Raw genomic sequence first — 15,143 nt, forward strand, 5'->3', positions numbered from 1 at the left:
CGACCGCTACGCGGCCGGCGTGCCCGCGCCCATGCCGAACCACCGGCCCTCGCGCAGTTGCCGGTAGTCGGCCTGCGTGAAGATTTGCAGCAGATTCGCCACCGCGCCGTGGCTGGCGCGATCGCGCTCCGTCATGAAGGCTTCGACCTCGTCGCGGCCGGCAAACAGGATCGTGCCGAAATAGCGCGCGCGTTCCGCGTCGGAGAGGTTCGTCGCGCTCAACTGGTACGGATGGTGAAGCGCCGCGAACAGGAAGTAGTAGCGCTCGGCGTCGTCGCGCAGCACGCGCACCGCATCGGGTTCGACCGGAAAATCGCGGTAGAACGACGCGTGTCCGCTCTCGATGTAGATCCGGTACAGCAAACGGCCGTCCTGCTCGATCACGATCGGCGCATGCGGGTTGCGGCTGACGAGTACGGTATGGGGCGCGGTCATCCGGCTCCCTCCTTTCTTTTTTGTCGATGCCGGCACGGTAACATGCGGACTTTCACGGCCGGTCCGGGCAGGATCGACGGCCCGCTTGCGGGCAATGCCGCACGGCCATAGAGGAAACGCACTGAAACGGCATCATGCGCACATTTTTCGATTGCCGCCGCCCGCGCCGCATGACAGCATTCGGGCGTCGCCAACCGAAAAGAATGCCGCGCCGTCCGGCCGCCGATGCCGCCCGGCAGCGCCGAACAGGCTACGCCCTTCAATGAACCCGGCCCACCTCCAACACTACGAACCGACCGGAGAATTCCGCTTGTGAACATCGGCATCGTCAACGACCTCCCGCTTGCCGTCGAGGCGATGCGCCGCGCGATCGCGCGACGGCCCGAGCACCGCGTGCTATGGGTCGCGACCGACGGCGCGCAGGCCGTCGAACTGTGCGCCGCGCAGCCGCCCGACATCGTGCTGATGGACCTGATCATGCCGAAATTCGACGGGATCGAAGCGACGCGGCGGATCATGCGCTCCGAACGACCATGCGCGATCCTGATCGTGACGAGCTGCATCGGCGCGAACGCGTGGCGCGTGTTCGAGGCGATGGGCGCCGGCGCGCTCGACGCGGTCGACACGCCGCGGCTCGGCGACGGCGCGGCCGGCGACACGACGAAACTGCTGCTCGCGAAGATCGACCAGATCGGCCGCCTGCTCGACGCGCCGGGCGGCCCGCGCATCGCCGGCACGGCCGCGCGCAACGGCGGCGGCCCGCTGGTCGCGATCGGCGCATCGGCCGGCGGCCCCGGCGCGCTCGCGTCGATCCTCGGCAGCCTGCCCGCCGATTTCAATGCGCCGATCGTGATCGTGCAGCACGTCGATCGCGCGTTCGCCGAAGGCATGGCGCAATGGCTCGACGGCCAGACCCGGCTCGCCGTGCGCGTCGCCCGCGAAGGCGATCGACCGCAGCCGGGCGTCGCGCTGCTCGCCGCGACCGACGATCACCTGCGCATCACGCGCGCCGGCACGCTCGAATACACGCGGGAGCCGGCCGCCACGCCGTATCGTCCGTCGGTCGACGTGTTCTTCAACAGCCTGACCGAGCACTGGCCCGGCCGCGTGATCGGCGTGCTGCTGACGGGGATGGGCCGCGACGGCGCGATCGGCCTGAAGGCGCTGCGGATGAAGGGCTACCATACGATCGCGCAGGACGAGGCGACCAGCGCGGTATACGGGATGCCGAAGGCGGCCGCGACGCTCGGCGCGGCGCGTGCGATCCTGCCGCTCGGGCGCATCGCGGGCGAACTGGCGGCGCTCGCACGGATCTGAGCCCGACGATGACCGTCCGCAACACCCATGCCCGCCCTTGCAACGACCGCAACAACCCGCATCGACCATGACGATTGACCTGACTCGCCCGCCCGGCGGCCCGACCGCGTCGCCCGCCGACGTGCCGGCGATGGTGCTGCTGGTCGACGACCAGACGATCGTCGCGGAAGCCGTGCGGCGCGCGCTCGTCGACGAGGAAGGCATCGACTTCCACTACTGCCCGCGCTCGGACGACGCGATGGCCACCGCGATCGAGACGCGCCCGACCGTGATCCTGCAGGACCTCGTGATGCCGGGCACCGACGGGCTGAGCCTCGTCAAGGCGTACCGCGCGAATCCGGCGACGCGCGACGTGCCGATCATCGTGCTGTCGACGCAGGAGGAACCGGTGATCAAGAGCGCCGCGTTCGCGTCCGGCGCGAACGACTACCTGGTCAAGCTGCCCGATCGCATCGAGCTCGTCGCGCGCATCCGCTACCACTCGCGCTCGTACCTGAACCTGCTGCAGCGCGACGAAGCCTATCGCGCGCTGCGGCAATCGCAGCAGCAACTGCTCGAGGCCAATCTCGAACTGCGGCGCCTCACGCATTCCGACGGCCTGACCGGACTGTCGAACCGGCGCTATCTCGACGAATACCTGGCCGCCGAGTGGCGGCGCGGCACGCGCGAGCGCAGCGAGCTGTCGCTGCTGATGATCGACGTCGACAACTTCAAGCTGTACAACGACACGTACGGTCACGTGTCGGGCGACAGCGTGCTCAAGCAGATCGCGTCGACGATCGAGCGCTGCCTCGGGCAGTCGGGCGATCTCGCGGCGCGCTTCGGCGGCGAGGAATTCGCGGTCGTGATGCCGGCCACGTCGCCGGGCGCCGCGCGGCTGCTCGGCGAGAAGATCCGGCTCGCGGTCGAGGCGCTGCGGCTGCGGCACGCGCATTCGTCGACCGGCAACCACACCGTGACGATCAGCATCGGCGGCGCGAGCATCGTGCCCGCGCCCGGCCTGCCGACGACCCTGCTGATCGAGGCGGCCGACCGCGCGCTCTATCGCGCGAAGCACGAAGGCAAGAACCGGGTCGAGATCGATCGGTCGTCGACGCCGCCGGGCAGCGGCGGGTTCGACGCGCACTGACGCACACCAACGGGTACGACCGGCGCGCGCGCCGCGCTCAGGCCGCGCCGAGCCGGCGCGCGTAGTCGCTCGCCTCCAGCGGGCGGCTGAACAGATAGCCCTGCTGCATGTCGCAGCCGATCTGCTGCAGGAACCACGACTGCGCCTGCGTCTCGACGCCTTCGGCCGTGACCTTCATCCCGAGCGAATGCGCCATCGCGACGACCGCCTGCGTGATCGCGACCGAGTCGTGATGATCGGGCACGCCCGACACGAACGAGCGGTCGACCTTCAGGTTGTGCAGCGGAAAGCGCTTCAGGTACGCGAGCGACGAATAGCCAGTGCCGAAATCGTCGACCGAAATCCGCACGTTCATGTCCGTGAGCGCTTCGAGCATCGGCAGCACGGTGTCCGTGTCGTTCATCAGCACGCCTTCGGTGATTTCCAGTTCGAGCGCGGACGGGTCGAGCCGCGTTTGCGCGAGACAGCGGCCGACCGATTCGACGAGTCCTTCGTGAAACTGCCGCGGCGACAGGTTGACGGCCAGCATCAGGTCCGGCGCGATCGTGCGGCGCCACTCGGCCGCCTGCCGGCACGCGGTTTCGAGCACCCACTGGCCGATCGCGACGATCAGCCCCGTGTCTTCCGCGACCGGAATGAATTCGGCCGGCGACATCGGCCCGAGCTCGGGGCTCGTCCAGCGCAGCAGCGCCTCGGCGCCGATCGTGCGGCCGCTGCGCGCATCGACGACGGGCTGATACGCGAGCCGCAGCATGTCCGATGCGAGTGCGCGCCGCAGCGACTGCTCGATCGCGAAGCGGCGCTGCAGCCGCAGGTTGAGCTGCGCGGTGAAGAACGTGAAGTGGTTGCGGCCGCGCTGCTTCGCGTCGTACATCGCCGAATCGGCGTTGCGCATCAGCGTCACGGCATCGTCGCCGTCGCGCGGCGCGACGCTGATGCCGATCGATACGCCGAGCCAGTATTCGTTGTTCGCGATCGCGAACGGCTTCGCGATCGCGTCGATGACCTTGCGGGCGAGCACCGCGAGACGCTCGGGATCGTCGCAGTCGTCGACGAGGATCACGAACTCGTCGCCGCCGACCCGCGTGAGCGCGTAGCGGCCCGCGCAGGCCGAGAGCCGCGCCGCGACGCTGCGCAGCAGCGCATCGCCCGCGTCGTGGCCGGCCGTGTCGTTGACCTTCTTGAAGCCGACCAGATCGATGAACAGGATCGCGACGCGCGCGGGCCCGGTCGCCGCATCGTGCACGCCGAACAGCTCGCGCATGCGATCGCCGAGCCAGCGGCGGTTGTAGAGGCCCGTCAGCGCATCGCGGGTCGCCATGTAGCGCAACTGCTGCTGTGCTTCGCGCACGGGGCCGATGTCGTTGAACGACACGAGCACCGAGTCGGCCCGCGTCTCGCCCGGCCGCACGATCGGCACCGCGTTGCCGCGCACCCAGATGATGTCGCCGTCCGCGAGACCGAAGCCGACCGTGTAGTCGAGCATCGGCGTGGCCGTCTCGAGCGCACGCCGGCTCGGCCAGTCGCGCGGCTCGATCGGCGTGCCGTCCTCGCGCAGCTTGCGCAGGATCACCGTCGACAGCCGGCGGCCGACGAGTTCGCCCTTCACGCGCATCATCCGGTTCGCGCTCGGATTGCTCGCGATCACGACGCCGTCGCGCGATATGACGAGGATGCCCTCGCTCAGGCTGTTGACGACGAGCCGGTGATGCTCCTCGCTGTGCGCGAGCTGTCGCGCGATCCGGTCCTGGTGCACCGCGAGTCCGACGCTGTTGCCGATATCGCGCAACAGCGCGGTTTCCTCGTCGCTCGGCCGGCACGGCCAGTGGTGATAGACGGCGAATGCGCCGAGCACGATGCCGGCATCGTCGAGGAACGGCACCGACCAGCACGCGCGCAGGCCCAGCGGCAACGCGATGGCGCGGTAGTCGGCCCACAGCGGATCGGTTTCGATGTCCTCGACGGCGACCATCCGGCGCTCGTACATCGCGGTGCCGCACGAGCCGGCCGCGGGCCCGATCGTCGCGCCGTCGATCGCCGCGCTGTACTGCGCGGGCAGCGACGGCGCCGCGCCGACGCGCACGTGCACGCCGTCCGTATCGAGCAGCAGGATCGTGCACGACGCGCCGTCGCCGAGCAAAGTCTCGGCACGCCGGCAAACTTCGACCAACAGTTCCGGCAGCGGCGTGTTGCGCGTGATGAGTCTCAGTACGCTCTGCTCGGATGCGAGCACTTCCGCGGCGAGCCCGAGGCTGTAGCGAGAACTTTGCGGTTCGGTATTCAAGATGAATCCTGCCGTCTGTCCGACCGGGTCTGATGCGCCCGATTCGTTATCGATATTTCGTGCCTTTTCGTGCCCTGTCCCGCCCCGGGTTTACGCCGATGCCCGGTGCGCCCCGTTTGCGCGCCGAGCCAGGGCGCGCCGAAATGTATTTAACACCAATCCGTGACAGCCGGCGTGCCTGCTTGCATCAGGGGATACGCTCGGTTGCCGCGCGGCTCGCACCGGCGGCGACCGGATCGCCGACCGGTTGCTGCAGCGCACGAAGGCCGCGCGCGCCTTCTCCGACAACGATCCGTCAGAATGTGTCCGCACCCTGCCCCGCTGCCGGCCGGTCGTCCGCGCCGGAATGCGCGCCCGTCACCGCCTTCAGCGCGTCGATCGCGGCGGCGACCGATGCGCTCGCGGGCGCCGCATACAGCGCGCCGACCGTCTCCGGCATCGTCGACAGCTTCAGCGGCAGCCGGCCGACGCGCTCGCCGGCCCGCGCGGCGAGGTCGAACGCACGGGCCGACTGCACGAACAGGCACGGCGACTGGTCGGCGACCGCGCGATTGGTCTGCCACGACACCGACTCCATCAGCACGGCCGGCGGCGCCAGGCCCGCCTTAGCGAACTCGGCGTCGAGCGCCGTGCGCGCGGGCGAACCCGACGGCGGCGCGATCCACGGAAACGCGGCCGCGTCGCGCCAGCCGATCCGTGCGCGCCCGAGCAACGGATGGCGCGGCCCGCACACGACGATCATGTCGTCGCGGTACAGCGGCGCGACGGCGAGCCCCGCGCTCAACGCCGACGCATCGAGCCGGCACACGAGCAGGTCGAGCTCGTGGCGCTGCGCCTGCGCGAGCATCCGGTCGAGCGTGTCTTCCCGCACGTTGAGCTGCACGGGGCGGCCGGCTTCCCGCAGCCACGCGAGCGCGCCCGGAATCAGTTGCGGCGCCATGTTCGGCAGCAGGCCGATCGACACCGGGCGGCCTGCGCCGGTGCGCAACGCGTCGAACGCGGGCGCGACGCCGCGCATGTCGGTCAGCACGCGGCCGATGCATTCGAGCAGCGCATCGCCGTACGCCGTCGGCGCGACCCGCCGCGACGTACGCTCGAACAGCGGCAGCCCGAGCGACTCTTCGAGCTCGCGCAGCCACTTCGACAGCGCCGGCTGCGTGATCGACGCGGCCTCGGACGTGCGCGCGAAGCTGCGCGTGCGGCCGAGCGTGTCGAGCGTTTCCATGTCGCGCACGCGCAGCCGGCGCAGCGCCTGCGCGATGCGCCGCTCGTGGGCCGGCGCGCCGGGCGGCGCGAGCAGGTCCGGTCGCGTGCGGCCGGCCGGGCCGCGGGGGTCGAGGGTCACGGGCGTCTCCGTCATTCATGTTCGGCAGGTTATCGATCGACCCCGATCTTTCATCGATCGATACGCGATCCTGCCGCATAGTCGTCGGCATGAAAACCCCCGGCACGAGCCGGCATGACAGGAGACAGCCGACGTGAAAGACGATCAGGACACCCCCGCCACCGAACCCACCGCGCGACGCCAGTTCCTCAAGCTGGCCGGTGCGGCCGTCGCGTCGGCCGGCTTCGGCGCCGATGCGCTGGCCGCGAACCCGGCGCCGACCGCCCCGGCTGCCGGCACCGGAACGGTCGCCGCCGTCGATCCGGCGCCGGCCTTGCGCGGCGCCACCACCGCGCCTGCCACGCCGCCCGCCGGCTACAACATCCTGTTCATCCTGACCGACCAGGAACGCCATTTCGACCGCTGGCCGTTCCCCGTGCCCGGCCGCGAAGCGCTGCGCCGCGACGGCATCACCTTCATGCACCACCAGATCGCCGCATGCGTGTGCTCGCCGTCGCGTTCGACGGTCTACACGGGCCAGCACATCCAGCACACCGGCGTGCTCGACAACGCGGGCCTGCCCTGGCAAAAGGACATGTCGCCGGACATTCGCACGGTCGGCCACATGCTGCGGGACGCCGGCTACTACGCCGCGTATCTCGGCAAGTGGCACCTGAGCGCGTCGATGCACGAAACCGCGAGCCCGTACACGGCGCCCGTGGCCGACTACAACCGCACGATCCGCGCGTACGGCTTCGACGACTATTTCGGCGTGGGCGACCTGATCGGCATGGTTCGCGGCGGCTACCAGTACGACGGGCTCACGGCGGAGGCCGCGGTGAGCTGGATGCGCAACCATGCGCCGCGCCTCGCGCAGGACGGCAAGCCGTGGTTCCTCGCGGTGAATCTCGTGAACCCGCACGACGCGATGTTCGTGAACACCGACACGCACGGCTCGACGGTGCAGGACGCCAACCACCCGATGCTCGGCAACGCGCCGCCGCCGAACGATGCGCTGTATCGCACGTCATGGCGCGACGTGCCGCTCGCCGCGTCCCGGCGGCAGCCGTACGACGAGCCCGGGCGGCCGCCCGCGCACGGCATGTTCAACGCCGCGCATGCGAATCTCGTCGGACGCTACCCGTTCACCGACGAACGCGTACGCCTCTATCAGGACAACTACTTCAACTGCATCCGCGATTGCGACACGCACGTCGTACGCCTGCTGCAGACGCTGCAATCGCTCGGCCTCGACGAACGCACGATCGTCGTGATGACGGCCGACCACGGCGACCACGTCGGCGCGCACCAGCTCGTCGGCAAGGGCGCGGCGGCCTACCAGCCGCAGAATCACGTGCCGCTCGTGATCCGCCATCCCGCGTATCCGGGCGGCATGCAGTGCGATGCGCTGACGTCGCACATCGACATCGCGCCGACGCTGCTCGGACTCACCGGCCTCGACGATGCGCGGCTCGCGACGATCCGCGGCAGCGCGCTGAAGGGGCACGACCTCACGCGCTGGCTCGCGAAACCGGCGGACGCGCAACGGCACGCGGCGCGCGACGCGACGCTGTTCAACTACGCGATGCTGCTGTACTACGACAGCGAATGGATGCTGAAGGAACTCGGCACGCTGCGGCAGAAAGGCGTGCCGGAGGACGAACTGCTGCGCCGCGCGCTCGCGCAGCAGCCGGATTTCCGGTTGCGCGGCACGATCCGCAGCGTGTTCGACGGCCGCTACCGCTTCACGCGCTATTTCTCGCCGCTCGAATTCAACCGGCCCACGACGCTCGACGCGCTGTTCGCGCGCAACGACGTCGAGCTGTTCGACGTCGCGCGCGACCCGGGCGAGATGCGCAATCTCGCGACCGACCGCAAGCGGCACGGCGAGCTGCTGCTCGCGATGAACGGCCGCCTGAACGACCTGATCGACAGCGAGGTCGGCGACGACAGCCCGGACGTGATGCCGATCCGCGACGGGAAGGTCCAGGTGCAGATCCGCAAGTGGCACTGACCACCTGAACGCACGGGAGCGCGGGCGGCGCCGCGCCGCGCGCCGCCCGTCAATCCTTCCGGATGTGCTCGGCCAGGAAGTCGATCAGCAGCCGCACGCGCGGCAGCAACCCGCGCCGCGACGGAAACACCGCGTGCACCACGCCGCCCTTCGGCGCCCAGCCGGGCAGCACGTCGATCAGCGTGCCATCGCGCAGGTCGTCCTCGACGACCATGCACGGCAGTTGCACGATGCCGACGCCATGAATCGCCGCGTCGCGCAACGCGTGCATGTCGTCGGTCACGAAGCGCGGGTGATGGCGCAACTGCGCGTGCTCGCCGTTCGGCCCGACCAGTTGCCAGACGTGATGCCGCGCCGGCCCCCAGTCGAGGCTCGGCGCGCCGATCAGCCCGGCCGGGTCCGACGGTACGGCGCGCCCGTCCAGCCAGTGCGGCGCCGCCACCAGCCGCTGCGGGCTGTCGGCCAGCACACGCATCACGAGATCGCTGTCCTCCAGCGGCGGGAAGCGCACGCGCAGCGCCAGGTCGAAGCCTTCGCTCAACAGGTCGACGCGGCGATTCGTCGCCTCGAGGTGCACGTGCACCTGCGGATGAATCGCCATGAAACGGGCAACGAGTTCGCTCACGCGGTATTCGAGCAAGGCGGTCGGGCAGCTCACGCGCACGATGCCGCGCGGCTCCGCGTGCCGGCGCTCGATCACCTCGCGCGCGGCGTCGGCTTCGACCAGCACGGCGAGACAGCGCTCGTAGAATTCGCGCCCGGTTTCCGTGACCGTGAAATGGCGCGTCGTGCGCTGCAGCAGCCGCACGTCGTACTGCGCTTCCAGCGCCGCGATGCGCCGGCTCAGCGTCGATTTCGGCACGTCCAGCGCGCGCCCGGCCTGCGTGAAGCCGCCGTGTTCGACCACCTTCACGAAATAGTAGAGGTCGTTCAGGTCATCCATGATTGTTCCGCCCATAGAACACTGACGGCATTTTAAGGGACTGGAACACCCGTTGTTGCACGCTTAGCATCGTGTTTCGACGTGGATCGGTGTCGTCGAGGCAAGCGGGATTTTTTTCAGCCGGCTGCCTCGCTCGTCCGCACGATTCACTAAGCTTGGAGCAAACGCCCGCCGTGCAACCGGCGTCGGACGTTTGCGACGGCGCGAGCGTGCAGCCGCGGCGAGTGTCCCGACACCGCGGCCGCCGGCCCGGACCCTCGGGATTTCCCTCACTTCCTGCTCTGTCTCTGGAGGCAACCATGGCAAGCGAACCGATTCGCGACCCCGCGAACGACCACCTGCTCACCCCGCAGAACGCCGCGTTCATCGTCATCGATTACCAGCCGGTCCAGGTGAACTCGATCGCGTCGATGGATCGCCAACTGCTGATCAACAACATCGTCGGCGCATCGAAGGCGGCGGTTGCGTACGACCTCCCGATCGTCCACTCGACCGTCAACGTGAAGACCGGGCTGAACAAGCCGCCGATCCCGCAACTGCGCGCGGCGCTCGAAGGCTATCCGACCTACGACCGCACGAGCATCAACTCGTGGGAGGACGTCGAGTTCCGTCAGGCCGTCGAGGCGACCGGCCGCAAGAAGCTGATCATGACCGCGCTGTGGACCGAAGCGTGCCTGACGTTCCCGGCGCTCGACGCGCTGAAGGCCGGCTACGAGGTGTACGTGGTCGTCGACGCGGTCGGCGGCACGTCGGTCGCCGCGCACGAAGCCGCGCTGCGCCGCATCGAGCAGGCCGGCGGCCAGATGATCAGCGTCGCGCAGCTGTTCTGCGAATTGCAGCGCGACTGGGCGCGCAGCGCCACCGTGCCCGCGTTCATGAACCTGTTCATCGAAACCGGCGGCACGGCCGGCATCCAGTTCTCGTACGACAAGAGCTGACCGGCCCGGCGCGCACGGCGGCCGGTGCCGTCCGGCCGCCGCGCGCCATCGCCCCGCTCGCCGGCCCCGTGCGACCGGCGTGCGAGCCCCGCACCGCGGCCTTCCGGGCCGCGTTGTCGTATCCGTGATTCAATGTCGATCGAACCGGCGCCGCGCCATCCGGCGGCACGGCGATGTGAACCCTCATCGAACGACCTTCACTGGATCACCATGACGAACCCTGCCGAAATCAAGGCGCTCGTTTTCGATGTCTTCGGAACGATCGTCGACTGGAGAAGCGGTGTCGCACGCGGTGCCGCCGCCTTCCTGGACCGCCACGCGCCGACGCTCGACCCCTTCGCGTTCGCCGATGCGTGGCGCGCCGAGTATTCGCCGTCGATGGAAGAAATCCGCAGCGGGCGCCGCCGCTACGTGCGGCTCGACGTGCTGCATCGCGAGAACCTCGTGCGCACGCTCGACCGCCTCGGGATCGACGACGTGCCCGATGCCGACATCGACGCGCTCAATCTCGCCTGGCACCGGCTCGATCCGTGGCCCGATGCCGTTGCCGGGCTGCACCGGCTGAAGCAGCGCTACATCATCGCGCCGCTGTCGAACGGCAACATCCGGCTGATGGTCGACGTCGCGAAACACGGCGGGCTGCCGTGGGACGCGATTCTCGGCGCCGAGGTTGCCCGCGCGTACAAGCCGTCGCCGGCGGTTTATACCGAAGCGGTCGAGATTCTCGGCCTCGCGCCGGCCGATCTGTGCCTGGTGGCCGCGCACAACGGCGATCTTGCCGCCGCGCGCGGGCTCGGGCTGTCGACCGCGTTCGTGCTGCGGCCGCCCGAGCACGGGCCCGGCCAGACGACCGACCTGCGAGCCGACGATGCGTGGGATTTCGACGTCAGGGATCTGAACGAATTGGCGGATCGGCTGGGCTGTCCGGACTAGGCATCAGCATGGATTCTCCTTGAGCAGGCCCGCCCATTTCCCGAGCCAGACAGTCGACGCCACCATCGGGTAGCCCATCCGTCAATTCCCGTCGAGCATGAGAATCCGCTGGTGGAAGGTGCCGCGATCGGTCGTGCATTGGCGCGTATTACGGACAGCCGACACGCCGTCGAGCATACGGCATCTGCCCGGTTTCGACGCCAAGCCGGAAGAGCAGCGACCGCATGCGGTCCTCTTCACGTACAGGAAATTGGCCGTACGCGCTCGGGCGGGCCATCGAACATACATTGCGAATGAACTTCAATGACCGTCTGCTGCGACACGTTAGTGTAGATACGGTGCAACGTTACGAGAAGTAATCAGCCACCTTCTCTTCGAGCCAACTCATGCTCCCCCGGAAACTCTGCATGTCAGCATCACTGACATCCTTCCGATGAGCATCGGAGCGCCCGATAGAATTAAGTATAATCATTCTGGAATTGAATTTATCAACATCCTCCGAAAAAATATTCTTAAATCCATTTTCCCAATTTTTCCGCATAAGCTCCCTGAGATCATTAAAATATATCTCATGCTTATTTGGGTCAAACAATTCCTTATAAGCGAGAGCCTGATACTTAGAACGGGCTTTTTGGTCATGCTTTGCGAGAATTAATTTTCTCGCATCATCTTCCCCAAACGACGACCGCAAGACCTGGGAAACCAAGCGACGCAGACGATGCTCGACTTCATTTCTTCGCGCACCAATTTCGGCGAGCTTCTCCGAATTCGAAAGATTTAACCGCTTATATCTTTCTTTCTGGGAAAGATGTTTTTTCACAGAATCAATCTTGAAATCGTAACCGCCACTCGATTTCGAAACCACCCCATACCCTAGAAGATGCTGAGTATATGTCGGATCGCTTTCCGCCAAACCCTCGAACTCCGACACGTCCCCCCTGGCAAGATAAGTAAGCATAGTATATTCATCCGGATAATGCTCAGACAATACACCAATCACTAGCTCGCAGTACCCATGACCGACACTCTCATTAAATTCCGAAACCACTCTTTCATACAACAATCTATCAATATGCCTATGAATACCCTTATCTAGTTCAGATTTTATATACGAGCACGCCTGACGCATCAAAAAGGGATGCCCGCCAAACTCCCGAACCAAATACGTATATACATCATCATCAACGGTAATCCCCATATATGATGACAAAGTCTCTATCATTTGCTTCGCTTGATGAACACTAAACCCCGGGATGTACTCCGGCTTTATCTGCCCATACAACGGATTATCCCCACCCATGACAAACGGGGTTTCTAAACACTTAGGATTTGTCCCAACCAGGAGAATGGTTACAGGATTTTCCTGCTTCTGCGTCACACTTCTAATTGCATGCCAAAATCTAACGTAGCTCGAACCGTTTCGCCACATCTCACCAAATGAGACACCAAACGTTATTTGCTCGACCTCATCAAATGCAATTAATATACTCTTCCCGAGCTTTCTATATACTCTCTCAATATCTTTTGAGAATGTTAGCGCAGCCCTTTCCTCCGTATACTCGTCCTCATTGATCACCACCTTCGAATGATGGTCGCGATTGATTGTCGTCGCGACATGGTGCAACGCCATATTCCATGGAAGCTGGTAGAGCAGCTGACAATCTATGACCGATGCAAATCCGCCTTGATGGGAAATACGCCTGCAAACAGAAAGAAGAATGGATGTCTTTCCACTTCTACGCAGCCCAAAGAGCGAAGAATTTTGACCAGTCTGATGCTTGTCAATGAGACTTTGACAGAGCTCGTCTCGCCCAAAGAAATAGAGATCCCGCCTCAAAGGAGAGTCGAAATCATACAGATTGCGCTCAAAGAAAAACTGCTTAACCCGCTGCCTGTAAAAATCAGACGACTTCTTTGATTTAAGCTCCTGGTACGTAAAGGGCGTAATCAAGCGACATTCTTTTTGACTTTTTATTGTTTTGTTCAGCTTCCCTATAAAGTCCTCATCATTAGATATCACAAATACACAAATTTTGTCCAATCGAAAGCCCGATTTTTCCGCCTGAATTTTCTCAATTGCATCAAGAGTTCTTGGCTCAAAATTTTCATACGGACTAAGAAGTACGATTATCTCGTCTCGAGCACCGAATGCTGCCGCTTTATCATCAGGAAACCGCAAGAAAAAATAACGATATATACTACTCCCCATTGCGACACTGCCAACACCACCAGTAATATAAAAATCCGAAGAAAGAACACGCGCAATCGCCTCCTCCTCAACAGGAAGATTTTTGATTTGCGCCCTCGGATTAATACCAGGATAAACGGTCTGCTTTGCCATAATTTCGTGTTTTTCTGGAGAGCACATTGATAAAAAACTGTCTCGAGCCGCCGATGTTAATATCACGTAGCTGGCTTGACGCACGGCAGCACCCCGCGCCACCGCTGCACATTCTATACGATACAGAAACACTGAAATCCCGTTCACGACGTTCAGCGCAAACCCCTCTCCCTATCACAACCCCAAACATTCTTTTCAGCCGCAGACTCTTGCGAGACGTGGGAGTAACAGGTCACGGCACTCAGGCCCGGGCGGATATAAATTTGGATGATGCACTCGTTCCTATGCACCATTCATTTTCTGGATTACTCACCATCTCAAAAAACAGTTATACCCCCACAAATTCCCTCCTCCGCACGTCGCCGAATGTGATCACACAAACCCAGAAACCTTTCCGGTGTGCGAACAACTTTGTGTCGACCGCTATTCCTGCTCGCCGACGAATCGCAGCGTCCCCGATTCTCCCGACAGCAACGCGCGGTTCGCATCGGCCGCCGCGCGCAGGTAATCCCACAGCGCGGTCACGCGCCGCAGCTTGCGCAGATCCTCGCGGCACGTCAGCCAGAAACACCGCGTGACGACCACGTCGTTCGGCAGCACCGGCACCAGCGCCGGCTGCGTGGCCGCCATGAAACACGGCAGGATCGCCAGGCCGCCGCCCTGCAGCGCCGCGAAAACCTGCGCGATCACGCTGGTCGTGCGCAAGCCGGCCGTCGCGCCGGGCACCGCGCGGTCGAGGTACAGCAGTTCGTTGCTGAACGCGAGATCGTCGACGTAGCTGATGAACGCGTGCTGCGCGAGATCGTCCGTACAGGTGATCGGCGCATGATTCGCCAGATAGTCGCGGGTCGCATAGAGCCGCAACTGGTAGTCGCACAGCTTCGTGACCACGTAAGGCCCGCGTTCGGGCCGCTCGAGCGTGATCGCGAGATCGGCCTCGCGTTTCGGCAGGTTGACGAAGTGCGGCACCGGCAGCAGGTCGACCGTCACGTGCGGATGCGCGGCGCGGAACCGCGCGAGCTGCGGCGCGAGGAAAAAGCAGCCGAACCCTTCGGTCGACCCGATCCGCACGTGGCCCGACAGCGCCTCGCCGGTGTTCGCGACCTGGTCGCACGCGGACTGCACGGTCGTCTCCATCGCATCCGCATACGCGACGAGCCGCTGCCCTTCCGCCGTCAGCGTGAAGCCGCCGGAGCGCGACTTGTCGAACAGCAGCGTGCCCATCGCGGCCTCGAGCGCGCGGATGCGCCGCGCGACGGTCGTGTAGTCGACGCCGAGCCGCTTCGCGGCGCCGCTCGCGCGCTGCGTGCGCGCGACCTCGAGGAAAAAGCGCAGGTCGTCCCAGTTCAGGTTGCCGGAAACCGGCTCGGTGGCATGTCGCATCGGCGAAGGAAAAAGGCGGGCGTCTCCGGGCCGGCCGTCGATATGCATAAATGCACATCCAACCGGTTTCTTTATCGGTACATCATGAATCTGCGCATAACT

At 65.2% G+C, this 15,143-nt stretch carries 11 protein-coding genes; 5 read left to right on the plus strand and 6 right to left on the minus strand.

The genetic code is table 11. The features are described 5' to 3' along the window. Window positions 1-6: 6 nt before the first annotated feature. Window positions 7-435 (minus strand): hypothetical protein, encoded by a 429-nt coding sequence (locus H0X90_RS02970; protein WP_034202518.1) that lies wholly within the window; start codon window positions 433-435, stop codon window positions 7-9. Window positions 436-747: 312 nt separating this feature from the next. Between H0X90_RS02970 and H0X90_RS02975 the strand changes: the two genes are divergently transcribed. After that, window positions 748-1,752, plus strand: coding sequence for a chemotaxis response regulator protein-glutamate methylesterase (locus tag H0X90_RS02975; protein WP_006495190.1), 1,005 nt, complete (start codon window positions 748-750; stop codon window positions 1,750-1,752). A 67-nt stretch (window positions 1,753-1,819) separates the two neighbouring features. Beyond that, on the plus strand, window positions 1,820-2,881 hold the full coding sequence (locus H0X90_RS02980; RefSeq protein WP_012493253.1) for a diguanylate cyclase: 1,062 nt from the start codon (window positions 1,820-1,822) through the stop codon (window positions 2,879-2,881). A 37-nt stretch (window positions 2,882-2,918) separates the two neighbouring features. On the opposite strand, the gene H0X90_RS02985 is transcribed toward H0X90_RS02980, so the two are convergent. Both H0X90_RS02985 and H0X90_RS02990 read right to left on the minus strand, forming a co-directional pair. After that, the gene (locus tag H0X90_RS02985) at window positions 2,919-5,165 is read right to left on the minus strand and encodes a bifunctional diguanylate cyclase/phosphodiesterase (protein ID WP_077190727.1); all 2,247 of its coding nucleotides are present in this window, start codon (window positions 5,163-5,165) and stop codon (window positions 2,919-2,921) included. Window positions 5,166-5,460: 295 nt separating this feature from the next. Continuing rightward, the gene (locus H0X90_RS02990) at window positions 5,461-6,510 is read right to left on the minus strand and encodes a LysR substrate-binding domain-containing protein (protein WP_059722741.1); all 1,050 of its coding nucleotides are present in this window, start codon (window positions 6,508-6,510) and stop codon (window positions 5,461-5,463) included. A gap of 133 nt (window positions 6,511-6,643) precedes the next feature. Here H0X90_RS02990 and H0X90_RS02995 point away from each other — a divergent pair, with 133 nt between their 5' ends. After that, complete coding sequence (locus tag H0X90_RS02995) at window positions 6,644-8,503, plus strand: sulfatase-like hydrolase/transferase (RefSeq protein WP_077190728.1); 1,860 nt, start codon at window positions 6,644-6,646, stop codon at window positions 8,501-8,503. A gap of 49 nt (window positions 8,504-8,552) precedes the next feature. Here H0X90_RS02995 and H0X90_RS03000 read toward each other — a convergent pair whose 3' ends face one another. Further along, the gene (locus H0X90_RS03000) at window positions 8,553-9,446 is read right to left on the minus strand and encodes a LysR substrate-binding domain-containing protein (protein WP_077190729.1); all 894 of its coding nucleotides are present in this window, start codon (window positions 9,444-9,446) and stop codon (window positions 8,553-8,555) included. Window positions 9,447-9,745: 299 nt separating this feature from the next. Between H0X90_RS03000 and H0X90_RS03005 the strand changes: the two genes are divergently transcribed. After that, entirely contained in the window at window positions 9,746-10,384 is a 639-nt protein-coding gene (locus H0X90_RS03005; protein ID WP_006483761.1) for a hydrolase, read from the plus strand. Between the two features lie 210 nt (window positions 10,385-10,594). Further along, window positions 10,595-11,317: a haloacid dehalogenase type II gene (locus H0X90_RS03010; RefSeq protein ID WP_196438131.1), complete on the plus strand. Its 723-nt coding sequence runs from the start codon at window positions 10,595-10,597 to the stop codon at window positions 11,315-11,317. 346 nt (window positions 11,318-11,663) lie between these two features. On the opposite strand, the gene H0X90_RS03015 is transcribed toward H0X90_RS03010, so the two are convergent. Both H0X90_RS03015 and H0X90_RS03020 read right to left on the minus strand, forming a co-directional pair. Beyond that, complete coding sequence (locus tag H0X90_RS03015; protein ID WP_196438132.1) at window positions 11,664-13,805, minus strand: hypothetical protein; 2,142 nt, start codon at window positions 13,803-13,805, stop codon at window positions 11,664-11,666. Between the two features lie 276 nt (window positions 13,806-14,081). Next, entirely contained in the window at window positions 14,082-15,041 is a 960-nt protein-coding gene (locus tag H0X90_RS03020) for a LysR family transcriptional regulator (protein WP_012493251.1), read from the minus strand. Window positions 15,042-15,143: the final 102 nt, after the last annotated feature.

The organism is Burkholderia sp. 9775_39, assembly GCF_015712225.1.
Classification (GTDB): Bacteria; Pseudomonadota; Gammaproteobacteria; order Burkholderiales; family Burkholderiaceae; genus Burkholderia; species Burkholderia cenocepacia.